The organism is Exiguobacterium sp. E17S (genome assembly GCF_057772545.1).
The window spans coordinates 196,087-221,965 of record NZ_JBYLRU010000004.1 but is presented as its reverse complement, the minus strand read 5'-3'; the positions used below and the strand labels follow the sequence as shown (position 1 = coordinate 221,965).

Here is a 25,879-nt window from a genome sequence, read left to right as displayed (position 1 = left end):
GAAAAGGGGAACGGTGATGAGTGAAGTCATGCAAAATATGCCTCCCCAAAGTATCGAGGCAGAACAAGCCGTCCTAGGGGCGATCATGATTGATGCGGATCGTTTGATCAGTGCATCAGAACGTCTGTTACCGCAGGACTTTTACCGTGCCTCTCACCAACGGATCTTCGAAGCGATGCTCGTGCTGTCCGACCGAGGCGAAGCAATCGACCTCGTCACGGTCACAGCCGAGCTCAGTACGCTTGGCATCCTAGATGAGATCGGTGGTCTACCGTATCTAGCGGAACTAGCGGAAGGTGTACCAACCGCAGCCAACATCAATTACTACGTCAACGTCGTTGACCAGAAGTCGACGCTTCGGCGTCTCATTCGGACGGCGGGTGAAATCGTCACTGACGGATACGAGCGGCAAAACGAGGTCGATGTCCTGCTGAACGAGGCAGAACGAAAGATTCTCGAAGTATCACAAGGAAAAGGGAGCGCGAGCTTCATTCCGATCTCGGACGTTTTGACGAGTGCCTATGCAACGATTGATAAATTGCATAAGCAAAGTGGTGAGACGACGGGGATTCCGACTGGTTTCCAGGATCTCGATAAGATGACGGCCGGCTTCCAGCGTAACGATCTAATCATCGTCGCAGCACGTCCATCGGTCGGGAAGACGGCGTTTGCCTTGAACATCTCGCAAAACGTCGCGACACGCGCTGACGAAAATGTCGCCATCTTCAGTCTTGAGATGGGTGCCGAACAGCTCGTCATGCGGATGCTCTGTGCTGAAGGAAACGTCGATGCGCAGCGTCTGCGGACTGGTCAGCTTGAAGAAGAGGACTGGGGCAAGTTATCGCTTGCGATGAGTAATCTGTCTCAAGCCGGCATCTATATCGACGATACACCAGGGATTCGGGTCAACGATATCCGGGCGAAGTGCCGTCGTTTGAAGCAGGAGCACGGGCTTGGAATGATCATGATCGACTACTTGCAGCTGATTCAAGGGAACGGTCGCTCCAGCGACAACCGTCAACAAGAGGTTTCGGAAATTTCCCGTTCCTTGAAATCACTCGCGCGGGAACTTGAAGTTCCGGTCATCGCCTTATCGCAGCTCTCCCGTGGGGTTGAGAGTCGTCAAGATAAGCGACCGATGATGTCGGATATCCGGGAATCGGGAGCGATCGAGCAAGATGCCGATATCGTCGCCTTCTTGTATCGTGACGATTACTACAATAAAGAAACGGAAGATGCGAATACGATTGAGATCATCATCGCGAAACAGCGGAATGGTCCAACCGGAACGGTCAAACTCGCTTTCCGAAAAGAATTCAACAAGTTCGTGGATCTCGAGCCAAGTAACTCGTATGCGCCACCAGCTTAATCCAAGCTACGTCTTGTCTTCGATCATCGGAGACAAAACGTAGCTTTTTTTATTTTTACCTAAAGATTCTCAGTTTATTCATCAAAAACGATAATTAAACGAACGAAAGAGAATTGTAACAATTAATTGTTCGGTATTTGGTTGACTTCTTTTTTTTATCGCGTTACACTTAGTCGTGGTTTTGAATCGTACGTGGAGGTGGATGATAAGATGTCATCAGTAGTAGTAGTCGGAACACAGTGGGGCGACGAAGGAAAAGGGAAAATCACCGATTTTCTTTCGAAACAAGCCGACGTCGTAGCACGTTATCAAGGTGGAGACAATGCAGGACATACGATCGTATTCAATAACGAGACGTACAAATTGCACTTGATCCCATCAGGTATTTTTTACTCGGATAAGAAATGTGTCATCGGGAACGGTCTCGTCGTCAACCCGAAATCACTCGTCAAGGAATTGAAGTATCTGCACGATCGTGGTGTTTCAACGGATAACTTGTTAATTTCGAATCGGGCGCATGTCATCTTGCCGTATCATCAGTTGCAGGACCAGTTAGAAGAAGAAGCGAAAGGCGACGCTAAAGTCGGAACGACGCTAAAAGGAATCGGACCGTGCTACATGGATAAAGCCGCACGAATCGGTATCCGGATGGCAGACTTACTCGACAAAGAAACGTTCGCTGAGAAGTTGAAGATCGTTCTCGACCAAAAGAACCGCATGTTCACGAAGATGTATGACGCTGAACCAATCGCATTCGACGATATCTTCGAAGAGTACTATGCGTATGGACAAGAATTCGCGAAATACGTCTGCGATACATCCGTCGTCGTCAACGATAGCCTCGACCATGGTGAAAAAGTGTTGTTCGAAGGCGCACAAGGTGTCTTACTCGACCTTGACCACGGAACGTACCCGTTCGTTACATCGTCGAACGCATCAGCTGGTGGTGTCGCATCGGGTGTCGGTGTTGGTCCAGCTCGGATCGATCACGTCGTTGGTGTCTGTAAAGCGTACACGTCACGTGTCGGTGACGGTCCGTTCCCAACGGAATTGTTTGATGACATCGGGCATCAGATCCGTGAAGTCGGTCGTGAATACGGAACGACGACAGGACGTCCGCGTCGTGTTGGTTGGTTCGACTCGGTCGTTGTTCGCCACTCGCGCCGTACAAGTGGGTTGACGGATCTTTCGCTCAACTCAATCGACGTTCTGACAGGACTCGACACGTTGAAGATCTGTACATCATACGAATTCAACGGAAAACAGATCGATGAGTACCCAGCAAGCTTCCGTGATCTCGAAGCATGTGTTCCAGTTTACGAAGAACTGCCGGGCTGGAAAGAGGACATCACAGGTGTCCGTCGCTTTGAAGATCTACCGTTGAACGCACAGAACTACGTTAAGCGGATTGCGGATCTCACAGGTATCTCGCTCGTCACGTTCTCGGTCGGACCGGGTCGTGAACAGACAGTCGTCTTGCGTGATCTCTACGAAGAAGCATAAGTCCCAACAGCCTCTTGCCTCCCGCAAGAGGCTGTTTTTTGTGCGAAATGGTTCACAAACGGAAGCAAAAACAGGTATACTAAATACAGTGTTTCACGTGGAACCTCTCTCGTGAGACGACGAACAGCAGAGAGAGTGGCGCCGGGAGTTTCCGTCGCCACCTTTCTATATGCCGAAAAAACAGGTAAAATAGATTGAATAGAAATTTTTAAGGGGGCACACCCAGTGACGGAACGCAAAATTCTAGTCGTCGATGACGAGTTACCGATTGCAGATATACTCAAGTTTAAATTAGAAAAAGAAGGCTACCAGGTCGCGATCGCAAATGACGGCGTGGAGGCATTAGAGAAATTCGAGGAGTTCAAACCGGATTTGATGTTACTCGACATCATGCTCCCGTTAATGGACGGGATGGAGGTCTGCCGGGAAGTCCGGAAGACGTCGAAGATTCCGATCATCATGTTGACAGCGAAGGATTCCGAGATCGATACGGTACTTGGTCTTGAGCTTGGCGCGAACGATTACGTGACGAAGCCATTCAGCTCGCGCGAGTTACTTGCCCGCGTGAAAGTCCACTTACGCAACACGAGTCCGGAAGCTACACCACAACCGGTTGACCAGGTCCACTCAAAGTCGGAGAACTGTATATCGATACGAATTCGCATACGGTGACACGTAAGGATCAAAAGATCGAGCTGACGCAGCGTGAGTTCGAATTGTTGCACTACCTCGCGAAAAACATCGGTCAAGTCATGACACGTGAGCATTTGTTGCAAACGGTCTGGGGCTATGACTACTTCGGTGACGTCCGGACAGTCGACGTAACGGTACGTCGTCTTCGTGAGAAAGTCGAAGATAACCCAAGTACGCCGGTCTATATCATGACGCGTCGTGGTGTCGGCTATTATCTCCAAGACGGGGAGAATGAATAACGATGTTAAAAGGAACGAACTTCTTTAAATCCATCCAATGGAAACTCGTCGTCATCTATGCCTTATTGATTTTAGTGGCGATGCAGGTCATTGGCGTCTATTTCGTTCGTTCCCTTGAAAAGCAGTACATTACGAACTTCTCGAAGTCGGTCGAGGACCGAGCAGGTCTTGTCGCCTATAACGTCGGGAAGGAATTCGATAAAACAGGCGATGATGACGCCTCCAAGCGGCAGTTGTCCCAATCACTAGGGCAACTGCTGTCTGAGTTTAGTAATGGCTCCACCTCAAGGAACGACATCCTCGAAGTTCAGATCATTGACCAGGACTCGATCATCCAGGCAACATCGGATAATGAGAACCAGTCGGCGGTCGGACAACGGGCGACGAATTCATTGATCAAAAAAGCACAGGCAACGAGCTCGACCCGGACGGACACCGTGCTTGATCCGGAATCAGAGGATAAGATCCGGATCTTTGCCGTACCGGTCACCTCGGAACGAGATGGTGTCACGACCGGGATGATTTATGTCCGCGCCTCGATGGAGTCAATTTATTCGCAGATGCAACAGGTCACGCGGATTCTTGCGACCGGAACGGTCATCGCTCTCGTCATCACGTCGATTCTTGGTGTCTTACTGTCACGGACGATCACGCGCCCGATTTCCGATATGCGGCGTCAAGCGATCGAGATGCGACGCGGGAACTTCTCGCGGAAGGTTAAGGTCTATTCGGACGATGAGATCGGGCAACTCGCCCGTTCCTTCAACGAATTGACGGATGAGCTACTCGAAGCAAACGCGACGACGGAAGCCGAACGACGGAAGTTGACGAGTGTCCTAGAGAACATGACCGATGGCGTCATCGCGACGGACCGGACGCTGCGCGTCATTTTGATGAACGATCAAGCGAAGGATATCGTCGGTGCGGATGATGCGAGCGTCGTCGGCACGAACTTGAAGGACTTACTGGCACTCGGTGATGATTTCATGATTCCGGAAGACGGTACGATGCCACCGCGTCTGCTTGATTTCAGTAGTGAGGACGAACTGTTCCTCGTCCGGGCATTCTTCTCGCCCGTTAAGAAACACAGTGGTCCGATTACCGGGATGATCGTCGTCCTGCATGACGTCACGGAACAGGAGCAGGTCGAACAGGATCGTCGCGAATTCGTCGCGAACGTCAGTCACGAGCTCCGAACACCGCTGACGACGATGCGCAGCTATCTTGAAGCCTTGGCAGAAGGAGCGTATCAGGACGAGGAGCTCGCACCACGTTTCCTCGAGACGACACAGAACGAGACGGAGCGTATGATCCGCCTCGTCACCGATCTCTTACAACTGTCGAAGATGGACAGTAAGGAATACAAGATGAATAAGGTCCGCTTTGATTACATTCAGTTCCTGAATGAGATTCTCGATCGCCATGACATGACGAAGCCGGAACGGATTCGTTTCCGTCGTAAGATCATGAAGCGGAAAGTCTATATCCGTGGGGATCAGGATAAATTGATTCAGGTCGCAGATAACATCCTGACGAACGCAATCAAGTACTCACCGGAAGGCGGAACGATCACCGTCCGGACGATGCTCCGGGCAAAACGGATCGTCATCAGCATCAAGGATGAAGGTGTCGGAATCCCGAAAGCGAATCTCCAAAAAATCTTCGAACGCTTCTATCGTGTCGATAAAGCCCGTGCCCGTAAAATCGGCGGCACCGGTCTTGGTCTGTCGATCGCAAAAGACGTCGTTTCGGCACATGGTGGCGACATCTGGGCAGAAAGTGAATGGGGACGCGGCACGACGATTTACTTCACGCTTCCGTATGAGGTGATCGAAGAGGTGGATGCCGGATGAAGAAACAACACTGGAGTTCGCTGTTACTCGTCCTGCTTGTCGCCGGTTCGATCGCTCAGACAGCGATGCTCTGGACCTATCATCCAAGCAGTGAATCAATCGAGCGGGAACAGGTCTCGTTCAACGAGATCGATGCCTCAAAGACGATTGAAAGCAACCAACTGATCAACCCGGAACTACTCGTCTATTCGGATCAGGAAGGGATCTATCAGACACAAATCATCGGTCGGACCTTCCTTAACCGAATCGGTGCGTCGTTTAACATCGGTGTCCTCGTCTTGACGGATAAAGCGAACAACATCCCGGTCGGTGACCGGAGTGTCGAGATGATCTTCCCGACACCGATCAGTGCGACGATTCTTGAAGAGTTACTCGGAGAAAAACAGATCGCTTTCTCGGAACCGATCAAACGACTCTATTTACTCGATTATGATGGACCAATCCTCCGTCTCGAGTCAGCGACCGGTCGCCTGAAGGACTTCAAGCTCGTCGGCGATGAGACGGTTCTGAAGCGACTGTTCGCGCATGATAAGAAAAAACCGATGACACGCGTCGAACTCAAAGGTGGCGATTATACGTATGTCGCGAGCGGTACGACGCGACTAGAGCAAGTCTTCGTCTATGACGAGGTCGGACAATCGCCGAAACCACTCGACCGCATCCGGAGTGCCTTTTTTGCCGAGAACTCGAACGTCCAGCAAATCAAGAGTCGGGATGATCTCGACGTCTTGACGGACGGTGTCAGTGTTTCGACGTATGACCGAAACTACAATGTCTATCGTTTCAATACATTATCACCGAATACTCAAAGCTCGACGGTCGATTACAGCACGCTCGTCAGTTATGTCAACATTCATGGGGGCTGGCTCGATCAAGATACCCAACGCAGTGGTTTCCGGTATTACTTTGATCAGATGAGTAAAAAGAGTGAGGAACAGACGGCGACGTTCCGGTTGTACTTGAACCGGTATCCGGTATTTGGGGAGAGTGGTCCGCTGCTCGAACAGACGAAGTTCGATCTCGCGACACTGAAGATTATGTACGAGGAAAATCAAGTCCGGTCGCTCAGCCGTAGCATGCTCCGAGCGAAGCGGAAGCTCATCCTTCGGGAAGAAACAGTGCCAGCCGTTGAAACGGTTCTCGAACGTCTGAGCCGTGCTGACCTCTTAAAAGAGATCAGTGGAATCCGGATTGGATATGAGATGACGTATAAGATTTCAACGAGCCGCTATGCCGTCTTTGAGCCAACGTGGTTCATCAAAATTGACGGTGTCTGGCAATCGATCAATCAAGCTGTCGGGAATGAGGGGTGAGGATGAATGGACTGGAGTAAAGCGAAGACCTTATTGATGCTGACCTTTTTGATCCTGAACGTCTACCTTGCCATTCAATTGATGGACCGGATGGTCGAGCCGCGGATCGTCGCGACGAGTGCGACCGGTAAATCGATCTTGAAGGATCGTCAAATCGATGAGAAAAAACTACAACCGGTTACGCGAGACATCGGCTATTTAACAGCCGAAGTCGATGCGCGAACACTGGCGCCACTTGCTAGTTCACCGATTCGTGACGCGGTCGCTTCCGTCAAGAACGATGTCGAGTGGTCGGTCCGGTTGACGAAACCGTATCGACTCGATGCGAAGACGATGCGGGATTCCGCTTCATCGTTTGTTCAAGCGTCCGTTCGGTATGGTGCCGAATATACATTTTGGAAGTATGATAGTAAGTATCAGGAGATGACATTCGTTCAGACGTATAAGGGACAGCCGCTCTATTCGACACCACAGCAGTCGCGTGAGGACGATGCGATGATCGGACCGTCCCTGCTCGTCTTGCAGCTCAACGATGCGAAGGAAATCGTCAGCTACAAACAACGCCACTTGAACAAGGTCGTCCGGCAAGCACAGGACGTGACGTTGTTATCGGCAAGTGAAGCAATCGTCCAGTTGTCGGAGCAAGGCTTGTTCCCGGCATCGAAGCGGTTGACGAGTCACAAGCTCGGTTATTTCTGTCTCGTCACGGAAGGCACGGAATCCGTCCAAATTCTGCCGCCGACGTGGCAAATCGAGCTCGACAACGAGGAAGTCTACTTCGTCAATGCGATTGACGGCGGTGTCCAGACCGTCGAACGATTGGATACAGTCTCAGAGAAATGAGGAATGCACGATGAGCCTACACTACAGCGTCATGGCCAGTGGCTCGACGGGGAACGCCCTCTATATCGAAAGTGAACAGACCCGCTTGCTCGTCGACGCGGGACTGACCGGCAAGGCGATGCTCGCCTTGTTCGACCAGATCGATCGGTCGCCGCATGGCATCGATGGTCTGTTCGTCACCCATGAACACTCCGACCATATCAAAGGCGTCGGCATCATGGCACGGAAGTACAATATCCCGCTCTATGCGAATGAAAAGACGTGGGCAGCGATGGAAGCGAAGATCGGCAAGATTGATCCGGCACTGAAGTTCCTCTGGGAAGTCGGAGAGGTCAAGCAGTTCGGTGACATCGAAGTCGAATCGTTCAACGTCAGTCATGATGCAGCAGATCCGATGTTCTTTCAGTTCGCTCATGAAGGAAAACGGTTGGCACACATCACGGATACCGGATACGTCTCGGACCGGATGAAAGGTGTCATTCGGGGCGCTGATGCCTATATCTTTGAAGCGAACCATGATATCGGCATGCTCCAGATGGGACATTACCCGTGGAGCGTCAAACGACGGATTCTTGGCGATTACGGACACGTCTCGAACGAAGATGCCGCAATCGCGATGAGTGAGGTCCTCGATGACCGGACGAAACGGATCCACATGGCCCACTTGAGCAAGGACAACAACATGAAGGAACTCGCCCGGATGAGTGTCTCCCAGACGCTCGCGAGCCGTGACGTCGATCTGAGTAAGATTCAGCTTCTCGACACGGATCCGGTCATTCCGACACCGCTCCTAAAGCTTTGATTATGGGAAATTACTGAATATGCTCAAAAGACCCCCACATTTGGCTCACTTGCCACGTGATGGGGGTATACTTGTGTAAAGAGAGTCATAAAGGAGGCGTATGTCGATGGATCGACCCGAAGAACCACGGAACGAATCCGAACGATACGAACAGTCATCCGATGAGAGCGGCTTCCCGCCCCGTCAGCCGGCAACGAGCGAACCGGTCAGCCCTTATCGTGAACCATATGAAGAACAACCAGAACCACCGCGTCGTCGCGGTGCCGGAAAAGCCTTTTTCGTCGGTCTGATCGGCGGAATCGTCGGAGCCTTGTTGATTGCTCTCGTCGCGTGGCCGTTCGTCCGCGATGAGATGACGAGTCCGACTCCGGTTTCGTCGACGACAGCGGAACAGACTGCGACACAGACGACAGAGGATGAAGCCGACATCGTTGGTGCAGTCGGTAAGACGAAGGAAGCCGTCGTGAGCGTGACGAACCTTCAGAGCTCGTTCCAAGGAACCGATCAGGAAACGGGTGCAGGGTCCGGCGTCATCTATAAAAAAGACGGCAATAAAGCCTACGTCGTTACGAACTACCACGTCGTTGAAGGGGCGAACCGCTTGTCTGTCACGTTATCCGACGGAACAGCACTCGAGGCAAAAGTCCTCGGGGAAGATCCGACGTACGATTTAGCGGTCCTGTCGATTGATTCATCGAAAGTGACACAAGTCGCAAAACTGGGGGATTCGGATACGTTACGCGCCGGTGAAACGGTGCTTGCGATCGGAAACCCACTCGGAATCTTCGCGAACTCTGTCACACGCGGTGTCATCAGTGCGCAGGAACGGACGGTTCCCGTCGATACGAACAAGGATGGACAGCAAGACTTCAATACGGAAGTCATCCAAACCGATGCAGCGATCAACCCGGGGAACTCGGGTGGAGCGCTCATCAATACAGCCGGTCAATTGATCGGGATCAACTCGATGAAGATTGCGGAAGCAAGTGTTGAAGGCGTCGGATTTGCGATTCCGATCAACGAAGCGTTACCAATCATGCGTGACCTTGAGCAAAATGGTGAAGTCGTTCGTCCACAGCTCGGGATTCAGATTCGTGACGTGCAGGAATTCCCAAGCGGATATCGCGAAGATCGTCTGAAATTACCGAATGATGTCACGAAAGGAATCGTCGTCGTTGGTCTAACCCGTAATAGTGGAGCCGAAAAAGCGGGAATGAAGGCAAACGATGTCATCGTTGAGATCAACGGAAAAGCGATCGCATCGTTCGCTGATCTAAAAAGTGTTCTCTACCGGGATGCAAAAGTTGGCGAAACGGTCAAAGTCACGTTTTATCGGGGCGGTGAAAAACAGACAGCAGATGTGAAGTTGTCGGCTCAGTCCCCAACCGTTCAGTAAGGCATCACGTGAAAAACCATCCACAGGTCCGACCTGTGGATGGTTTTTTTTGAGTGAGGAAACCTGTCGCTTTTCCGGTCAGAAAGGTCGATATTTGTTATACTGGAAGCGGATAAATGTGGATAAGTGAAAGGAGGAGACCACCTGTGGATAAGTACGTTTGTTTAGAACATGTCGAGCTCGCACTTGACGAAATCGTAGATGAAACAGAACAATACCCGATTCTCGATCAGCTAAATCCAGAAAAAAACATCACCTGTGAATACTGTGACGCACCGGCAACATATCTTGTGTCAAGCAAAAAATAAATATCAACATGTGGATTTGTGGATAACTCTGTGGATAACTCCTGAATTTTCTGTCAGAAAGCGAGAAAAAAGATGCAAATTACCATCATTACGGTCGGAAAGCTAAAAGAGAAGTATTTGAAGCAAGGCATCGCCGAGTATACGAAGCGTCTCGGCGCCTACTGTTCAATCCAAGAAATCGAGGTCCCGGACGAAAAGGCACCGGAGCAATTGAGTGAAGCGGAGATGGCGCAAGTGAAGAAAAAAGAGGGCGAACGGATTTTAGCGAAGATTGGACCGGACGTTCATGTCCTTGCACTTGCTATCGAAGGAAAACAACGGACGAGCGAACAGTTTGCAAAAGAACTCGATCAACTCGCGACATACGGCAAGAGTAAAATTGCTTTCGTCATCGGTGGATCACTTGGTCTTGCACCAGAAGTGATGCAGCGGGCGAATGATACAATCTCGTTTTCAAAGATGACATTTCCGCATCAATTGATGAAGATGATCCTCTGTGAACAGATTTATCGGGCGTACCGGATTAATCGAAATGAGCCTTATCACAAATAAGCACTATTTAGATGACCGCCTTAAGTGTATTAACTGATACTCTAGGTGGTCTTTTTTAGTTAGTAAGATTAACTCTTATATCATAATTAACAAAGACGACGAAATGTATATAAATGAAAGGAGGACATAATGGTTATTCAGATCATCGAAGAAAAAACACGTAGTCAGGTTAAAGTCTTTTTTACCAAGCACTGGGGCAGTTCACAAATGGTAACATCGACAGGTGTTCATGATTGTAGTCTCTTAGATGGATTTTATGCCATAAACGATGATCATGAAATCATTGGACTGATTACCTATCATATGACTTCGCAGACGTGCGAAATCATTTCGCTGGATAGTCTTGAGGAAGGAAAAGGAATCGGCTCACGATTGATGCAAGTGGTAGAAGAAAGGGCAGCACAGCAACAATGCGACTTGCTGACACTCGTTACAACGAATGATAATGAGCATGCGATACGTTTCTATCAACATCGGGGATATACAGTATCGCAGGTGATTCCGAATGCCGTGGACCTTGCACGCAAAATAAAACCGGAAATCCCGTTATACAATGAAAAGGGAGTTCCGATTAAAGACGAAATTGTCTTGATAAAACATTTATGAGTTACTTATTCGTTGTTGATGTTAGAACTTCTAAATAATCTTTCTCACTCTTGAATTGATCATTCACAATCAAATCTGGTGAAATCAAATAGGTTCCGGCATATTCACCGTACTTAATTTTGAAATAGCATGTCTTAGGTGCGAGTAGACTTTTCGATTGATGAATCTGCTCTCGTAATAGTGGCGTCCAACCTGATTGATTTTGTGAATTAGCGAAAGAGACAACAATCGATTGATCAGCTTGAATCAATAGTACAAGATTGTTGTCTTGTAAACGCGATGGATTGACGTGGGCGAGGATCGGATCGACAGACTTAGCGATAAACCCGCCAATAGTAGCGTGTGACTGCTGTTCCTTGATGAATTGTTGAATCATAGTTATCCCCCTGACTGTACCTATAGATTACTCCGACTTTTCTTTCGTGATGATACCGATACCACAACCAAACAGCATGATGATGCCGGTAACGAGTAACGCAGAAACATGACTTTCTAGTGCCATATAGAGACCTGCACCACTTAAGATGACGCCGGTTGGAATCAAAACGTTTCGCATGAAGTATTCCTCCCGAAAGAATAATGACGTTGTTTTCACTATACCGGATAGAACGTCAGATAAAACACATACGTTAGTAAATAATGACAATCTGATTTTGAATATACAGAACGAAAATAGACGCCGTCCATTAACTTGGACAGCGTCTGTTTTTCATTATGTTCGCTCTAGTACATTGACGAGCATCTGATGGATGACGTCATGATCCCGAACGTCATGGACACGATAAGTTCCGGGTAACGTATAGACGTCTATCGCTCCGACGTAAGCAATCTTCAGTTCCAACGTTCCATCCTCCTGACAGGTCGTCCGGAGCTCGAGTTCACCGCTGATGACACCGACTTCTTGCGTCATGACACCATGTGTGGCGGTAAAGGTAGAGGTTTTCGTTTCCATCGAATCGACTCCTTTTTAGTATGTACATGTGTTCAACATCGTCTGTAAGGCAGTTTTTTCACTTGATTGTAAGCTGAGGTTCCAACGACTCTTCGTATTGATCCACATCTTCGAGTAGGCACAGCTCGCACCTGCTCGTGTCGGCTTCCATGTCGACGGATCCTGGTCCCCTTTTGAACGGTTCGAGCTTGCGGAGACAGCGATCAATTGCGGACCTGTCAAATCGTTTGCGAATGCTTGACGTGTCGTCGTCGTCCAGCTGCTTGCTCCTGAACGCCATGCTTCGGCAAGCGGTACGACGTGATCGATGTCGAGGTCAGACGGATTCGTGAATGTCAGTCCGTCATAGTAACTATACCAAGAACCGGATGTAACGGGGCACGATCCGACATATGAATCCGCGTCACGTTTTAAGACGACTTGTCGTGTATCACAGCCGCTTCCTTGACTGCTCCAGTGCGGGAACAAATCACGCGAATAACCGGTCATGCTGCCTTCTGTTTTAACCGTTAAGGCATCGAGTTGAGACTGGGCCGTCGCTTTCGATGAGATGCCCGATGGTAACGCGGAAACAGACGTCGTATCGAATTGGAAAGCGGTCAGGCAGACGAGCGTAGTGATGACGATGGACTTGATGGCTTTGAACACGTGTCATTCCTCCTATGTATGAGACGAGATGATGTGAAGACACCCTTCACAATTTTTAGTATGGCATCACTTATTTAGGAAAAAATAAATATCGTGTAAATGTTATTAAAATTAAACTTTTGTCATTATATAGAAGGGTCTGATGTTAGGATTTAGGTGGAGAAGAAAGGGGACTACATCATGAACGAACGAATCAGAGGATGGTTGATCGTGTTCGGTATCTTTTTAGTCGTAAGTGGCATGTTGACGGAAGCACAACGTTATTTCAACACAAAAGAACTAGAAAATTGTATCGCGCAAGCTCGCGCTGCCCACCAAGAATATGAATATGAGATCGTTAATCCTGTCACACGCGCGTATTCGTTCCGTGCGCATTGATTTTCTAAAAGATGTCGGGTCATCTCGCATATGGTACGCTTTTCAGGAAGCAGGATTTTAATGATTTGAGGAGCTGGTATGCATGAATAAAAAAGACATCGCCGACATCCGTCGTCACTTCAAGATGGATGCCGATTTACTAAAAATCCATGAAATCTACAACGTCTATATCCGAAAAGAGACGAGCGAAATCTATCATGAGGAAGCCCGACCGTTTCCATTGCTTGATCCGGAACAACAGGAGCTGTTTCTTGCGAACTTCAAGAAAGTACTAGGTGGAAAACTCGACGTCAAGCTGTTCGAGGTCAAGTTCACCCATCCGGAAGAAGGAGAGACGGGTCATACGCAACAGCTCCTTTATGAAGGACTGTATGCGGAAGAGCCGGAGGACTGGGTTGAACAGATGCAGACGATGGCGCTGAAGATGGTTCAGGACGTCCAGTACGAGAACGACCTCGTCGTCACGTTCATTCGCGGACAATACTATAAAACGACGAAGCGCCAAGCAGATGAGACAGAGATCGATCCGAATGACGACGTCTATACGACACCGTTCATTCTCGGTAGCCTTAACTTGACGGAGTTACCGAAACAATCACTCGTCTTTGATTTCGTCGAACGCGAATTCAAGTCGAACTTATTCATCAATCCGGTCATCAAACTAGCGTCGCCGATCGGTGGATTCCTCTTCCCGACCTTCACCGACAATGCAGCAGACGTCAATCATGTCTTGTATGCGGCAGGTAAGCCGAATAAACCGGATTTCGGGTTCCTTGAAAATGTCTTGAACGGTCAACCGATCGTCACGGCAGATGAGGATAAAGCGATCTTCGAGGAAATCGTCAAATCGGTCGTCGGTGAATCAATGGATACGAAGACGTTAGCCGGTGTCTATGAAAACATCAATCAGTTGATCGTCGTCGAAGAGGATCAGGATGAGGAAGAAGTGCCAATGCTCGACGTTCAGGAGGTCGAGCGTGTGCTCAAGGCAAGTGGTGTCGAAGATGTCAGCACGGAACAAGTCGAACGGGCATTCAAGACGGTCGTTGACGATCCAACATACGAGATGAAGGCAAGTAACATCGTCCCGAACTATGAAGCGAAATCGATTAAAATCAATACGAAGGTCGCGAACATCGCGATCAGTCCGCAAGACTTGAAGTACGTCAAACAAGTCAACTATCAAGGGAAACGATGCCTATTGATCGAGGTCGAGGAAGACACGGTCATCGATGGCTTTACGATCGTTTCCCAAGAACAATTACGATGAGGATCAGCGCAGGCGACTGCGCTGATTTTTTTAGGTGAAACATTTGCTTCTGCTGTTAAAGACAGGTATATTGTGATGTAAGCGGTCTCTTTTTTTAAAAAGAGGCATTCGAAATTTTTTTAACCGCTATCGAAAGCGCTTTCGATAACAGTTTGACTAGAAAGGAAGCGATCCACTTGTCTACCGCATCGATGCAAGATTTACTGCGAACGTTACGAAATCGTTCATCCATCCATCAAGACGGACTTGAAATCGTCGATAAGCCGATTCCTGACGTCTCGACTCCAGGAACACTCGATCCGCGTGTCCGTGAGGTCGTCCTCACGCAGCGTCCATCGGTCTCGATTCCAGAAGGGGCGTCGCCAGTCGAACTGGCGCGTGCCGGCATGGGCTGGGACAACGAAGACGTGACGACTCGGCAAATCTCAACGGATGTCCTCAAGATCCCAAGACCCGGTACCACGATCGAAGCACGGCTGTATCGTCCGGAAGCGGCGCGTCCGCTCCCGCTCGTCGTCTATTTCCATGGCGGTGGTTTTTTCGGTGGCACACTCGAGACGGTCGAGAATCCGTGTAAGGCATTAGCCGATAAGGGGAATGTCGCCGTCTTGTCGGTTGGTTACCGATTGGCACCCGAGCATCCGTTTCCAACAGGACTTGAGGATTGTCATGCAGCGATCGATTGGGCAGTCGAACACGCTGATCGACTTGGGATTGATCCGGGTGCAATCGCTGTCGCCGGTGATAGTGCCGGTGGGAACTTAGCGACGGTCTGTTGTTTGCTCGACCGCGAGCGTCCGACACCGTATATCCGCTATCAAGTCTTGTATTATCCGGTCGTCAATGTCGGTGAACATCCGAATTCGGAATATGACTGGACGCTTGAAGCGTATGACCGACAAACGGAACCGGAGCTACTCGAACGGATCATTTTGTCGCTGCAAGATGAAGAAGGTGTCCTCGAGCAATGGTACGTTCAAGCAAGTGATTCGAAGGATCGACGGATCTCACCGTTGTTCGCGACGCTCGATGATCTACCAGAGGCACTCGTCATTACAGGAGAGTTTGATTACTTACGTCTTGAAGGGGAAGCGTATGCGAAAAAACTGGCGCGCGCCGGCGTCAAGACTCGTTATCTCCACTACCGCGGGATGGAACATGCCTTTCTTGATAAACTCGGTCTGTATCCGCAAGCCGAAGACAGCTTAGACGAAATCGCGAAGGACTTAAAACGACTCTTTTCTCAAACTAACTAACAAAGGTGGATGACGTATGACATACACACTCGATTGGCAAGCCTATACAAAACTCGCACGACAAACCGTCGCGGAAGGGGCGGTCCTCTTACAAAATGATGGTGTACTCCCGTTGCAACCTGCATCGACGGTCGCTGTTTTCGGACGTAATCAGTTCAACTACTATAAAAGTGGAACAGGATCAGGCGGGATGGTCAACGTCACGAACGTCGTCAGTCCGCTCGATATGCTACGCGAAGACGTGACGCTGAACGCAGACGTCCTCAAGGCGTACGAGAACTGGATTGAAGACCATCCGTTTGACCAAGGGGAAGGCTGGGCAGCCGAGCCGTGGTCGCAAGAAGAGATGCCGCTTGACGCGACACTCGTTCAGCAAGCAGCACTTGACTCCGATGTTGCCTTGATCATGATTGGTCGCACGGCTGGGGAAGATCGCGATAATACAGCGGATCCAGGGAGTTATTTTTTAACGGAGACGGAACAGGAGATGCTCCGACTCGTGACGACACACTTCAAACAAACTGTGGTCGTCTTAAACGTCGGGAACATCATCGATATGCGCTGGGTCGAAGAGACGACGCCAAGTGCTGTCCTCTACGCGTGGCAAGGAGGAATGGAAGGCGGAACTGGACTGAGTGATCTCTTGCTCGGCCGCGTCTCGCCGTCTGGGAAACTACCGGATACGATCGTTCGTTCGCTCGATGATTATCCGTCGACACCACACTTCGGTCATGCCGATCGCGCGTTGTATCAAGAAGACATCTATGTCGGGTACCGTTACTTCGAGACGTTCGCACCGGAAGTGGTCTTGTATCCGTTCGGGTACGGATTATCGTATACGTCGTTTGACCTGACGACAGACGTGACGACGTCGGCTGATGCTTGGACGGTTACGGCGACGGTGACGAATACCGGGCAGACGAGCGGGAAGGAAGTCGTACAAGGATACCTTGAGAAACCACAAGGACAACTCGGGAATCCGACGCGTCAACTCGTTACGTTCGGCAAGACAAAAGAACTCGCACCAGGCGAGCAAGAATCTCTCAGACTCGTCGTACCATTCGCCTCGTTTGCGAGTTATGACGATAGTGGCGTTACCGGGAATAAGTCGTCTTATGTTGTCGAACCTGGCACGTATCAGCTCTATCTCGGAACGGACGTCCGGTCGGCGATTCCAGTCGCAAGCCATTCTGTCGAGACGCTTGACGTCACGGACGTCTTAACGGAGAACATGGCACCGGTGACAGCGTTTGAACGCATCAAACCGCAAGCGACCGAAACGGGATATACGGTGACGTATGAAGCAACACCACTGCGGACGATCGATTCGGAACAGCGTCGTCAACAGGAGCGTCCCGTTGAACGGACGCGGACGGAAGACGCCGGTTGGAAGTTACGCGATGTCAAAGAAGAACGGGTCACGCTCGAGACGTTCCTCGATCAATTGACGGATGCGGATCTCGCGGCGATCGTTCGGGGGGAAGGGATGAACTCACCGCGTGTCACACCGGGAACGGCGGGCGCCTTTGGTGGCGTGACGACAGAACTCGAAGCACTCGGTATTCCAGCAGGCTGCTGCGCGGATGGTCCGTCCGGAATCCGGATGGACATCGGGACGAAAGCCTTCTCGTTACCGAACGGAACATTGCTTGCTTCGACGTTCAACACAACATTGATTGCCGATCTATTTGAGATGACAGGTCTCGAGTTACGGAAGAACGAGATTGATACGTTGCTTGGACCCGGGATGAACCTCCATCGTCATCCACTCAACGGACGGAACTTCGAGTATTTCTCGGAAGATTCGTATCTGACTGGAAAAATGGCCGTGGCACAGCTCGACGGGATGCACCGGGTTGGTGTGACGGGAACGTTGAAACACTTCAGTGCCAACAACCAAGAATTCCACCGACACGATCTGGATTCGATCGTATCAGAACGGGCGTTACGTGAGTTGTACTTGAAAGGGTTCGAGATGGCCGTCAAGGACGGGAAAGCCTACTCGATCATGACGACGTATGGTGCCGTCAATGGCATCTGGACTGCCGGCTTATATGATCAGAACACACGTATTTTGCGCGATGAGTGGGGCTTTGACGGAATCGTCATGACCGACTGGTGGGCGAAGATCAATGCGGAAGGAACAGAAGCAAATCGTCAGCAAACGGCGACGATGGTCCGTTCGCAAAACGATCTCTACATGGTCGTCGGTGAACCAGGAACGAATCCGTTCGAGGATGATACGTTGACGGCTCTCGCTGATGGAACACTTCGACGTTCCGAGTTACTGCGGAGTGTCGCGAACATCTGTCAGTTCTTACTTCGGTCACCGGTCATGGACCGTGTGATGGGAACGGCGTCACCCGTCGAGGTCCTCGGGGCACCAGTCGAAGAAGAAGCACTTGAAGAGCAAGCGGTCTCGCACCAACGCCTCATCAGTGGAGATGCCTTCCCGTTAACGGACGTCACGACGACGACAGGAAGCAGTCATGTCTTCGCTGTCACGGCGGAAGAGACAGGGATGTATCAGGTCACGTTGACGGCACGTTCGAATGCCGGCGAACTGGCGCAAATGCCGGTGACACTATTTGCGAACAACATGCCAGTTGCAACCTTTACCTTCAACGGAACGAACGGCGAGTGGGTCAGTCAGACGAAGGACGTCTTCGTCTTTAATCCGCACAACTATTTAAAGCTCTACTTTGCACTCGGTGGTCTCGAGTTAAAAGAGTTGACGTTTACGCTTGCGGAATCGTTTCATATGAAGAACGGCTGATTAGATTAGCCGGACGGAAAGGACGGATTGCGTGCAGTTTTCCATCATCAAAAAACGGGTCGAGCAACTGCTTGCCCCGTCGTTACAGGGACGGATTGCTTTTCATGCAGCCGTCTACCGGATTCAAGATAGTCCTAGTCGCGTCTGGGTGACGTTTGACGGTGAAGAGATTCTCGGAGCAGACGACTTTCGATTCGAACGGGAAGTGGAGCGGCGTTATGCGTTACAAGCTACACAGTTACCGGATAAACCAGAAGCATCCTTCCGAGAATTATGGCAGTCCGACTGGTTGAAACAGTCGCATGCGTTATCGGCGGAGATCGAACGACAGGTCAAACAGGACGGATACGTAGCGAACTACGAAATCCAACAGGACTTGTTGCAGTACCCGAACCTCGCGTTCGAACAAGCGCTTGTTCATCCACATCCTTTCATCCGTGGCATCGCACGGCTCGATCGGCGACTCGGCAAACGACGTTTCCTATCGCTGACGCATCAGTCTGATTTTGAACAATGGTGTGCGGATACGCGGCAAACCGTCGAACGCTGGTGACACGAAAAAGCACGCTTCCTCAAGACGAGGAGGCGTGCTTTGTTCTAGGATCATGGTGTTTGTTTCGTGATCGCTAACGCGACTTCGCGTACAGTGACGTCTTGCGGCATAGAGTAGATGAAGAAAACCGTATCCGCCACATGACGTGGATCGAGCGTGGTCCCACCAATCGTTGACTTCCAATCTTCAATTCCTGAGACAAGTGCTTCGTTCGTGACGTGGTGCAGTAATTCTGTTTCTGCATATCCAGGAGAAACGAGAGAAACCCGAACATTGTGTTCGGCGACTTCTTGGCGAATCGTTTCCGTTGCTCCATGGACACCAAACTTACTTGCAACGTAAGCAGCATGATTCACAAACGCTTTGAAGCCGGCAATGGAAGACATGTTGAGGATCGTCCCATGCTGACGATTTTTCATATCCTCAAGCACGATTTGCATCCCGTTCAACACACCTCGGACATTCGTGTCGAGCATCGTCTGCCATTCCTCAGGTTGTTGCGTCTCGATGTTACCAAGCAACATGACACCGGCATTATTGATGAGAAGATCGGTTTTTCCATAACGTTCTTCTGCTTCCCGAACAGCAGATTTAAAAGCAGTAAGATCTGTCACGTCGACTTGTTTAAGAAGGACATGCTCAAAATTGAGTGGAAGTTGCTCCATTTTCTCAAGACGTCTTCCAAGTAATAAGAGCGGAAACCCTTCCTTGTTAAAACGTTTGGCAATTTCAGCACCGAATCCCGAGCTTGCACCTGTAATGACGACTAATGATTTATTCATGAGATAATCCCTTCTTTCTGTATGATTATCTCGACCTTATCGGTTAAACCTTAGTTTAAGTCAACCCCTTTGCTCATCAAGGTGAGTCAGAGCATCGATGGACTGTCCTGCTGCCAAAAGACGCTCGAATTGTTCTTGAAGATCCGGTTGGAACAGAGTGGTGCCAGGTATGAAGTGAAGTGATTCAGTTCCAGCTTCGATGGCTGTTTTGTAGTACCACTTCTTGAAGCGAAGAAACGCTTGTTGCGCTTGTAATTCCTCGATTTTTGCTTGTAGATGTCGTTCTTCTTCATCCAAATAGTCGTATCGCTGACGGAGAGAGGCATCGCCTTGCATACATAATTCAATAAACGTCGCAATCGTTTTAATCGGCACACCGCTCCGTTTCAGACAATCGATTGTTTCGATATAATTGAAATCATTTTCCTTGAACTGCCGTCGCCCGTGCTCATCACGATCGACGAATGGAAGTAACCCTTTGCGATCATAAAACCGAATCGCGGAAGTTGAAATTCCCATCCGTTCTGCTACTTCACCAATGCGCATACTCATTCGTAAGTCCTCCTGTTCAAAAAAGAGAAGTCGTATTCGACTTCTCTTTTACGTATCATGAAATTGAAAACGAGTTGACCTCGTGAATGCCTTCTTCTTCAACGAAAGCGTCGAGTAAAGCACGCACTTCGTCCGTTGAGTTCGTCTCCATCAATTTGACCCGCAGTTCACTCGCACCGCGGAATCCGCGGACGTAAATCTTGAAGAACCGGCGTAATGGTTTGAAGAGACGGGGCTCGAATTGAGCCGAGTAATGATCGTGCAGATCAAGCTGCAGACGTAACAAATCGAGGAGTTCTTGGCTCGAATGTTCTTTTTTCTCGACTTCGAACGCAAACGGGTTGTGGAAGATCCCGCGACCGATCATGACACCGTCGACACCGTATTTCTCGACGAGTTCAAGCCCGTGTTGGCGATCGTTGATATCCCCGTTGATCGTCAGTAACGTCTGCGGTGCGATCTCATCGCGTAACTTCTTGATTTCCGGAATCAATTCGAAGTGCGCTGGAACGGCGCTCATCTCTTTACGTGTCCGAAGGTGAATCGAGAGGTTCGCGATATCTTGTTCGAGGATGTGACGCAACCAATCGTGCCACTCTTCGACCTTCGTGTAGCCAAGACGCGTTTTGACGCTGACTGGGAGACCGCCCGCTTTTGCAGCTTGGATCAGTTCAGCTGCGACTTCCGGACGATTGATCAAACCGGAGCCTTTACCGTTAACAGCAACGTTATGGACGGGACAGCCCATGTTGATGTCGATTCCGCTAAAGCCCATCTCTGCCATGCCGATGCTCATCTCGCGGAAATATTCCGGTTTATCGCCCCAAATGTGAGCGACCATTGGTTGTTCATCTTCCGTGAACTCGAGACGTCCGCGGACGCTCTGTTTGCCTTTCGGGTGACAATAGCTTTCTGTATTCGTGAATTCCGTGAAGAAGACGTCCGGACGCGCCGCTTTCGCGACGACGTGGCGGAAGACGACATCGGTGACGTCTTCCATCGGTGCTAAGACGAAAAATGGTCGTGGTAAGTCCTGCCAAAAGTTCTTTTTCATAGTATATTAAACCCTTTCCTTAAGGTAATGCACATGTGTGGTTAAAGAATTTCATCAACTATACACTTTAAGCGCTCTAGCTAAAAAGTGCAAGTGAGTGCTATTCGTTACCGTGAGGAAAGAGAGCGATCCATCATATGCCGTGTCATCCAGTCCGGTCCCGGAATCAGGTGTCCGGCTTCGTCCTTATAGATGACGTGTTCGGGTCGAAGTTCCGTCGGCGAGACGAGTCCTGCTGCCGCCGTCAGGTTATAAAGACCTTCTCGTAACGAGATGATGTAGTTCGTCACGCGGAAACTTTTTTCGTCGACGATCAGCGCCTTTTGCAGCTTCGGATCGGTCGTCGCGACACCGACCGGACAGTGATTCGTATGACAAACTTGCGCTTGGATACAGCCGACATTAAACATCAGACCACGTGCGATATTGACGAAGTCGGCACCGAGGGCGAGAGCGATCGCAATCTTATCGGCACTGATCAGCTTACCGGACGCAAACACTTTGACCTTGTCGCGTAAACCAGCTTCCGTCAGGAGTTGGTGAACGAACGGTAAGGCGGAAAAGAGTGGTAGACCAGCAGCATCCGCGAGTTCTTGGAACGTCGCGCCTGTTCCTCCTTCACCTCCGTCGACCGTCATGAAGTCCGGATGACGTCCGGATTCTTTCATATAAGCAATCAACTGCCGCATGTCTTCAAGATTACCGACGACGACTTTGATTCCGACCGGTTTGCCGCCAACTTCGCGAAGACGTTCGACCCAGTCGAGCATCGTCTCTGGTGTCGTGAATTCGTTGAAGCGGTTCGGACTATCGATGCCGACACCGACTTTGACCTTCCGGACAGCGGCAATCTCTTCTGTAACCTTTGATCCTTCGAGGTGACCACCGCGTGTCTTAGCCCCTTGGGCGAGCTTGAGTTCGAAGGCTTTGACTTGCGGTAACTCACTTTTTTTCTGGAACTCATCGAACGAAAAGTCACCGTCTTCCGTTCGGACACCGAACAGACCGGGACCAATCTGACAGATGATGTCGACGTCACCTTTTAGATGAAAATCGGATAGCCCGCCTTCCCCGGTATTCATCCAGCTCCCTTTAGCGCGACCGAGTCCAATCGAGAGCGCAGTGATCGCCCGGTCACCGAGTGCGCCAAAACTCATCGCTGATTGACCGATCAGTCCTTGGATTTGATAAGGGTGTCGGCACGTCGTCGCGCCAATGACCGGTGCATCCTCCATTTTCAAGAGATACGGTGAAATTTGCTTCGCAACGAGATGTTCTTTACGTGTAAATAGTTCATCACGGTCAATCTGATAGATGTGCGTATCAACACGTTCGGATTGATCGATCCGTAATTCCTGACGATTCGTTGGAAAGAGGGCGTTTTGTACATAAAAACCAGCTTCTTCAAAATCACGTTCCGATCCAAAACTGAGAATCCGACTTTGGTATTTGCCGGAAAGGACAGCCGTCTTGTATTCATTACGGGAGAAGGGTTTCCCTTCGTTATTGTTGAGAAATAAGTATTGGCGGAGTTCCGGTCCCATGTTCTCGAGGATATAGCGCATTTTTCCAAGGACAGGGAAGTTTCGCAGGACCGCGTGTTCTTGCTGACGACGATCAGCGCGCCAGACGTGCCAAAAGAGAAGCGGTGGGACAAGGATGATCAACAGGGCGATGGCGAGTAAAATGAAGAGAACAATCGTATTGATAGACATCAAAATTCCTTCTTTCCCGTAGATTCGTGGTATGTAAGTTGATACCACTGAAAGTTCGGACACAAACGAGAATTTCCAGATATTGAATCTTTTCCGTCGGTGATCGCGTAAATGAGACTATACACTAAAGGAGGAGACCGGTATGCATACACTCTATATGAAAGAAAAAGCGTTCAGTTTACGTGGACGATTCTCGATTCAAGACGAGGCAGGGCACGACGCCTATCACATCGAGGGAAGTTTTATGAAACTTCCGAAGTCATTCAGCGTGACGAACCGAGATGGAGAGGAAGTCGCGGAAATCACGAAGAAGACGTTCAGTTTCCGACCGGTCTTTTATGTCGAAGCAGCAGGGCAATCGTTTGAAATTATTAAAGAGTTCACGTTCTTCAAGGACCGCTATACGATCAACTCGGATCAATTCGAAGTGACGGGCGACTGGTGGGATGTTGATTTTGAGGTCTTACAACAAGGGCAACGGATAGGTCGCGTGCAGAAGAAGTGGATTTCTTGGACCGATCAGTACATGATTGAAGTCGACGATGAAGCGATGGAAGAATTGTTGATCGCCCTCGTCGTCGCGATTGATTGCGTCAAGGCGGAGGAAAGTTCGAACTCTACGTCTTTCATTGATTAAAAAGGGGAATGATTTAGGATGGAACAGTGGGACGTATACACAGCAGATCGTAAGAAAACAGGACGGCTCTGGACACGGGGGACGCCACATACAGCCGGCGATTATCACATGACGATTCACGTCTGTGTCTTTAACGCCAAAGGAGAGATGCTCGTCCAACAACGGCAACCGTTCAAATCTGGTTGGCCGAACATGTGGGATCTGACGGTCGGAGGCAGTGCAGTCAGCGGGGATACGAGTCAGATGGCAGCGCAACGTGAACTGTCGGAAGAGCTTGGACTCGATATCGATTTCACAGGCATCCGTCCCCATCTGACGATTCCGTTTGAGATCGGTTTTGATGATTATTATCTCGTCGAGCAGGAAGTGGATTTGACGACGCTGACGCTGCAGGAAGAAGAAGTCCAACGCGTCGCTTGGATGACAGAAGAAGCGATCGTCAACGGGATCGAAGAAGGATGGTTCATCGGTTATCATGAATCATTGATTCGACTGTTATTTGCTCTTCGTCATAGTTATGGCGCGCATAACGAAGCATAAGAATAAGCCCTTCCGGTGATTCGGAAGGGCTTGTTGCTTGATTAAGCGGATTTGCGAAGTGCATTCGTCCGTTTTGGTTTTGTTTCTGGTAAGAAGAACGTGAAGAACAGATACACGGAACAGCAGAGGAAGAAGACGATCATTGAGACCGTATATCCCGCATGTCCGAGTGCGTAACTCCAAATGATCGTAAAGATCGTCTGCGTCGCATAAGCGATCGCCCAGAAGAGACCAAACAAGACAGTGATCTTTTGCGGTGTCATCCCTTTTCGTTCGTGTGCCAAGTTCATGAAGATCGGATACTGGATGTACATCGCAAATCCGGAAATGAACGCAAAGACATATGAAACGAGCGGCGAGATGTTTCCGAACAAGACCGTGACGAGGAAACTCGCGATCATGACTGTCCCGCTGATCAACAAAATCGGTTTACGAGGTGTTCCTTTGTTACCGATCCGTAGACCGACGAACGTACCGACGATTCCGGCACCTGAGACCAACAGGTTGACGAGCGAACCGTTCAACTGCGTGTACGTATCGAACACGGGTTTCAAGCCAACGAGCGATAAGATATAGAGCGTCAAGAAACCGCCGAAGGCAACCGCATATTTCCAGAGGAATGGATCGCGGACAGCATCTCCGTAACCGTAAGGCGCTTCGTCCACGTCCGTAGCATCGTTCAACTCGAACGACTCACTACCGATCCACCATGCGAAGAAGAGAATCGCTGTCAGACTCGCGAAGATCGTCAACGTCAATTTCCAATCACTGACGAATTGATCAGCGAACAAGGTGAACAAGAGTGACACGACGAATGCACCGACGTTATAGGAGACGGTATTGAAGGCGTTGATCCGTAATTTTTCAGCGGGGTCTTGAACGTAACGTGTCACGACCGGGTTCATGTAGACGATGACCATTGAACCACCGAGTCCCATGACCATGCGAGCGACCGTATACGCCCAGTAGTTCGGCAGGTAGATGGCGACGATCGACATCATCAGGAACAAGAGTGCGAGCAACGGTGCTTTTTTCGGACCGAGCTTCATCAAGATGAGCGCGGCAAGAATATTCGCGAAGACACGCGCCGTCGTGATCGAATAGTTGACGAGTTGTGAGATGAGCGGGTCAACGGTCTGATTACCGAAGAAATGCGCCGTGATTTGTGGCGTCAATGATGAACCCGCGACCCAGTTCATGGCGAAGGTCGCATAGGCGAACCAGAGGACGATCATCATGAAATAGCCTTTTTTTGTGGTAGACATAAAAATCCCTTCTTTTCTGAAGTT

At 49.9% G+C, this 25,879-nt stretch carries 26 protein-coding genes and 1 pseudogene; 18 read left to right on the top strand and 9 right to left on the bottom strand.

The genetic code is table 11. The features are described from left to right. The first annotated feature begins 16 nt into the window (after positions 1–16). From dnaB to AC3B4V_RS13440, 11 genes and pseudogenes are all read left to right on the top strand, one after another. Positions 17–1,369, top strand: coding sequence for a replicative DNA helicase (gene dnaB, locus AC3B4V_RS13490; RefSeq protein ID WP_023469846.1), 1,353 nt, complete (start codon positions 17–19; stop codon positions 1,367–1,369). A gap of 210 nt (positions 1,370–1,579) precedes the next feature. Beyond that, complete coding sequence (locus AC3B4V_RS13485) at positions 1,580–2,872, top strand: adenylosuccinate synthase (protein WP_029343020.1); 1,293 nt, start codon at positions 1,580–1,582, stop codon at positions 2,870–2,872. A 225-nt stretch (positions 2,873–3,097) separates the two neighbouring features. Further along, positions 3,098–3,804 (top strand): annotated as a pseudogene (yycF, locus tag AC3B4V_RS13480) (response regulator YycF). Between the two features lie 2 nt (positions 3,805–3,806). Next, positions 3,807–5,657, top strand: coding sequence for a cell wall metabolism sensor histidine kinase WalK (gene walK / locus AC3B4V_RS13475; RefSeq protein ID WP_029343019.1), 1,851 nt, complete (start codon positions 3,807–3,809; stop codon positions 5,655–5,657). Then, a complete protein-coding gene (yycH, locus tag AC3B4V_RS13470) occupies positions 5,654–6,970 on the top strand; it encodes a two-component system activity regulator YycH (RefSeq protein WP_023469842.1) in 1,317 nt (438 codons plus the stop codon). The genes walK and yycH overlap by 4 nt, the downstream gene beginning before the upstream one ends. A 6-nt stretch (positions 6,971–6,976) precedes the next feature. After that, positions 6,977–7,813 carry a two-component system regulatory protein YycI gene (locus AC3B4V_RS13465; RefSeq protein ID WP_023469841.1) on the top strand — a complete coding sequence of 279 codons (837 nt, stop codon included), beginning with the start codon at positions 6,977–6,979 and terminating at the stop codon, positions 7,811–7,813. Positions 7,814–7,823: 10 nt separating this feature from the next. Further along, complete coding sequence (locus AC3B4V_RS13460) at positions 7,824–8,615, top strand: MBL fold metallo-hydrolase (protein ID WP_023469840.1); 792 nt, start codon at positions 7,824–7,826, stop codon at positions 8,613–8,615. A 106-nt stretch (positions 8,616–8,721) separates the two neighbouring features. Further along, complete coding sequence (locus AC3B4V_RS13455) at positions 8,722–10,011, top strand: S1C family serine protease (RefSeq protein ID WP_075643188.1); 1,290 nt, start codon at positions 8,722–8,724, stop codon at positions 10,009–10,011. A gap of 146 nt (positions 10,012–10,157) precedes the next feature. After that, on the top strand, positions 10,158–10,319 hold the full coding sequence (locus AC3B4V_RS13450; RefSeq protein WP_023469838.1) for a CxxH/CxxC protein: 162 nt from the start codon (positions 10,158–10,160) through the stop codon (positions 10,317–10,319). Positions 10,320–10,391: 72 nt separating this feature from the next. Next, the gene (rlmH, locus tag AC3B4V_RS13445) at positions 10,392–10,871 is read left to right on the top strand and encodes a 23S rRNA (pseudouridine(1915)-N(3))-methyltransferase RlmH (RefSeq protein WP_214806109.1); all 480 of its coding nucleotides are present in this window, start codon (positions 10,392–10,394) and stop codon (positions 10,869–10,871) included. A gap of 129 nt (positions 10,872–11,000) precedes the next feature. Continuing rightward, a complete protein-coding gene (locus tag AC3B4V_RS13440; RefSeq protein WP_488378703.1) occupies positions 11,001–11,477 on the top strand; it encodes a GNAT family N-acetyltransferase in 477 nt (158 codons plus the stop codon). A gap of 1 nt (position 11,478) precedes the next feature. Here AC3B4V_RS13440 and AC3B4V_RS13435 read toward each other — a convergent pair whose 3' ends face one another. The 4 genes from AC3B4V_RS13435 to AC3B4V_RS13420 form a co-directional block, all read right to left on the bottom strand. After that, positions 11,479–11,853 (bottom strand): hypothetical protein, encoded by a 375-nt coding sequence (locus tag AC3B4V_RS13435; RefSeq protein ID WP_488378702.1) that lies wholly within the window; start codon positions 11,851–11,853, stop codon positions 11,479–11,481. Between the two features lie 27 nt (positions 11,854–11,880). Continuing rightward, positions 11,881–12,033, bottom strand: coding sequence for a hypothetical protein (locus AC3B4V_RS13430; RefSeq protein WP_488378701.1), 153 nt, complete (start codon positions 12,031–12,033; stop codon positions 11,881–11,883). Between the two features lie 156 nt (positions 12,034–12,189). Continuing rightward, a complete protein-coding gene (locus tag AC3B4V_RS13425) occupies positions 12,190–12,429 on the bottom strand; it encodes a hypothetical protein (RefSeq protein WP_064300766.1) in 240 nt (79 codons plus the stop codon). Between the two features lie 15 nt (positions 12,430–12,444). Then, the gene (locus AC3B4V_RS13420; protein WP_369792036.1) at positions 12,445–13,065 is read right to left on the bottom strand and encodes an HNH endonuclease family protein; all 621 of its coding nucleotides are present in this window, start codon (positions 13,063–13,065) and stop codon (positions 12,445–12,447) included. Between the two features lie 192 nt (positions 13,066–13,257). On the opposite strand from AC3B4V_RS13420, the gene AC3B4V_RS13415 reads away from it, so the two are divergent. From AC3B4V_RS13415 to AC3B4V_RS13395, 5 genes are all read left to right on the top strand, one after another. Next, positions 13,258–13,455: a hypothetical protein gene (locus AC3B4V_RS13415; RefSeq protein WP_488378700.1), complete on the top strand. Its 198-nt coding sequence runs from the start codon at positions 13,258–13,260 to the stop codon at positions 13,453–13,455. Positions 13,456–13,537: 82 nt separating this feature from the next. Further along, positions 13,538–14,725 carry a DUF4317 domain-containing protein gene (locus AC3B4V_RS13410; RefSeq protein ID WP_035395462.1) on the top strand — a complete coding sequence of 396 codons (1,188 nt, stop codon included), beginning with the start codon at positions 13,538–13,540 and terminating at the stop codon, positions 14,723–14,725. 191 nt (positions 14,726–14,916) lie between these two features. Beyond that, positions 14,917–15,981, top strand: a complete 1,065-nt coding sequence (locus AC3B4V_RS13405; protein ID WP_488378699.1) for an alpha/beta hydrolase — start codon at positions 14,917–14,919, stop codon at positions 15,979–15,981. 16 nt (positions 15,982–15,997) lie between these two features. After that, positions 15,998–18,757 carry a glycoside hydrolase family 3 protein gene (locus AC3B4V_RS13400; protein WP_488378698.1) on the top strand — a complete coding sequence of 920 codons (2,760 nt, stop codon included), beginning with the start codon at positions 15,998–16,000 and terminating at the stop codon, positions 18,755–18,757. A 31-nt stretch (positions 18,758–18,788) separates the two neighbouring features. Continuing rightward, positions 18,789–19,310, top strand: a complete 522-nt coding sequence (locus tag AC3B4V_RS13395; RefSeq protein WP_223041074.1) for an SF0329 family protein — start codon at positions 18,789–18,791, stop codon at positions 19,308–19,310. 50 nt (positions 19,311–19,360) lie between these two features. Here AC3B4V_RS13395 and AC3B4V_RS13390 read toward each other — a convergent pair whose 3' ends face one another. The 4 genes from AC3B4V_RS13390 to AC3B4V_RS13375 all read right to left on the bottom strand — a co-directional run bounded on the left by AC3B4V_RS13390 (position 19,361) and on the right by AC3B4V_RS13375 (position 23,413). Beyond that, positions 19,361–20,092 (bottom strand): SDR family oxidoreductase, encoded by a 732-nt coding sequence (locus tag AC3B4V_RS13390; protein ID WP_488378697.1) that lies wholly within the window; start codon positions 20,090–20,092, stop codon positions 19,361–19,363. A gap of 60 nt (positions 20,093–20,152) precedes the next feature. Beyond that, on the bottom strand, positions 20,153–20,644 hold the full coding sequence (locus AC3B4V_RS13385; RefSeq protein WP_223041073.1) for a MerR family transcriptional regulator: 492 nt from the start codon (positions 20,642–20,644) through the stop codon (positions 20,153–20,155). A gap of 55 nt (positions 20,645–20,699) precedes the next feature. Next, positions 20,700–21,698 carry a tRNA dihydrouridine synthase gene (locus AC3B4V_RS13380; protein ID WP_195866080.1) on the bottom strand — a complete coding sequence of 333 codons (999 nt, stop codon included), beginning with the start codon at positions 21,696–21,698 and terminating at the stop codon, positions 20,700–20,702. A gap of 107 nt (positions 21,699–21,805) precedes the next feature. Then, positions 21,806–23,413, bottom strand: coding sequence for an FMN-binding glutamate synthase family protein (locus AC3B4V_RS13375; RefSeq protein ID WP_488378696.1), 1,608 nt, complete (start codon positions 23,411–23,413; stop codon positions 21,806–21,808). 142 nt (positions 23,414–23,555) lie between these two features. On the opposite strand from AC3B4V_RS13375, the gene AC3B4V_RS13370 reads away from it, so the two are divergent. Both AC3B4V_RS13370 and AC3B4V_RS13365 read left to right on the top strand, forming a co-directional pair. Then, complete coding sequence (locus AC3B4V_RS13370) at positions 23,556–24,050, top strand: LURP-one-related/scramblase family protein (RefSeq protein ID WP_488378695.1); 495 nt, start codon at positions 23,556–23,558, stop codon at positions 24,048–24,050. An 18-nt stretch (positions 24,051–24,068) separates the two neighbouring features. Further along, positions 24,069–24,590 (top strand): NUDIX hydrolase, encoded by a 522-nt coding sequence (locus AC3B4V_RS13365; protein ID WP_488378694.1) that lies wholly within the window; start codon positions 24,069–24,071, stop codon positions 24,588–24,590. A gap of 41 nt (positions 24,591–24,631) precedes the next feature. Here AC3B4V_RS13365 and AC3B4V_RS13360 read toward each other — a convergent pair whose 3' ends face one another. Next, positions 24,632–25,855 (bottom strand): MFS transporter, encoded by a 1,224-nt coding sequence (locus tag AC3B4V_RS13360; protein ID WP_488378693.1) that lies wholly within the window; start codon positions 25,853–25,855, stop codon positions 24,632–24,634. Positions 25,856–25,879 lie beyond the last annotated feature (24 nt).

Coding starts and splice junctions, on each gene's coding strand:
- rlmH (WP_214806109.1), top strand. CDS start 10,392: ATGCAAATTACCATCATTACGGTCGGAAAGCTAAAAGAGAAGTATTTG.
- walK (WP_029343019.1), top strand. CDS start 3,807: ATGTTAAAAGGAACGAACTTCTTTAAATCCATCCAATGGAAACTCGTC.
- AC3B4V_RS13375 (WP_488378696.1), bottom strand. CDS start 23,413: ATGTCTATCAATACGATTGTTCTCTTCATTTTACTCGCCATCGCCCTG.
- AC3B4V_RS13365 (WP_488378694.1), top strand. CDS start 24,069: ATGGAACAGTGGGACGTATACACAGCAGATCGTAAGAAAACAGGACGG.
- AC3B4V_RS13485 (WP_029343020.1), top strand. CDS start 1,580: ATGTCATCAGTAGTAGTAGTCGGAACACAGTGGGGCGACGAAGGAAAA.
- AC3B4V_RS13405 (WP_488378699.1), top strand. CDS start 14,917: ATGCAAGATTTACTGCGAACGTTACGAAATCGTTCATCCATCCATCAA.
- AC3B4V_RS13440 (WP_488378703.1), top strand. CDS start 11,001: ATGGTTATTCAGATCATCGAAGAAAAAACACGTAGTCAGGTTAAAGTC.
- AC3B4V_RS13390 (WP_488378697.1), bottom strand. CDS start 20,092: ATGAATAAATCATTAGTCGTCATTACAGGTGCAAGCTCGGGATTCGGT.
- AC3B4V_RS13455 (WP_075643188.1), top strand. CDS start 8,722: ATGGATCGACCCGAAGAACCACGGAACGAATCCGAACGATACGAACAG.
- AC3B4V_RS13360 (WP_488378693.1), bottom strand. CDS start 25,855: ATGTCTACCACAAAAAAAGGCTATTTCATGATGATCGTCCTCTGGTTC.
- AC3B4V_RS13460 (WP_023469840.1), top strand. CDS start 7,824: ATGAGCCTACACTACAGCGTCATGGCCAGTGGCTCGACGGGGAACGCC.
- AC3B4V_RS13400 (WP_488378698.1), top strand. CDS start 15,998: ATGACATACACACTCGATTGGCAAGCCTATACAAAACTCGCACGACAA.
- AC3B4V_RS13430 (WP_488378701.1), bottom strand. CDS start 12,033: ATGCGAAACGTTTTGATTCCAACCGGCGTCATCTTAAGTGGTGCAGGT.
- AC3B4V_RS13370 (WP_488378695.1), top strand. CDS start 23,556: ATGCATACACTCTATATGAAAGAAAAAGCGTTCAGTTTACGTGGACGA.
- AC3B4V_RS13435 (WP_488378702.1), bottom strand. CDS start 11,853: ATGATTCAACAATTCATCAAGGAACAGCAGTCACACGCTACTATTGGC.
- yycH (WP_023469842.1), top strand. CDS start 5,654: ATGAAGAAACAACACTGGAGTTCGCTGTTACTCGTCCTGCTTGTCGCC.
- AC3B4V_RS13410 (WP_035395462.1), top strand. CDS start 13,538: ATGAATAAAAAAGACATCGCCGACATCCGTCGTCACTTCAAGATGGAT.
- AC3B4V_RS13425 (WP_064300766.1), bottom strand. CDS start 12,429: ATGGAAACGAAAACCTCTACCTTTACCGCCACACATGGTGTCATGACG.
- AC3B4V_RS13380 (WP_195866080.1), bottom strand. CDS start 21,698: ATGAAAAAGAACTTTTGGCAGGACTTACCACGACCATTTTTCGTCTTA.
- AC3B4V_RS13415 (WP_488378700.1), top strand. CDS start 13,258: ATGAACGAACGAATCAGAGGATGGTTGATCGTGTTCGGTATCTTTTTA.
- AC3B4V_RS13465 (WP_023469841.1), top strand. CDS start 6,977: ATGGACTGGAGTAAAGCGAAGACCTTATTGATGCTGACCTTTTTGATC.
- dnaB (WP_023469846.1), top strand. CDS start 17: ATGAGTGAAGTCATGCAAAATATGCCTCCCCAAAGTATCGAGGCAGAA.
- AC3B4V_RS13385 (WP_223041073.1), bottom strand. CDS start 20,644: ATGAGTATGCGCATTGGTGAAGTAGCAGAACGGATGGGAATTTCAACT.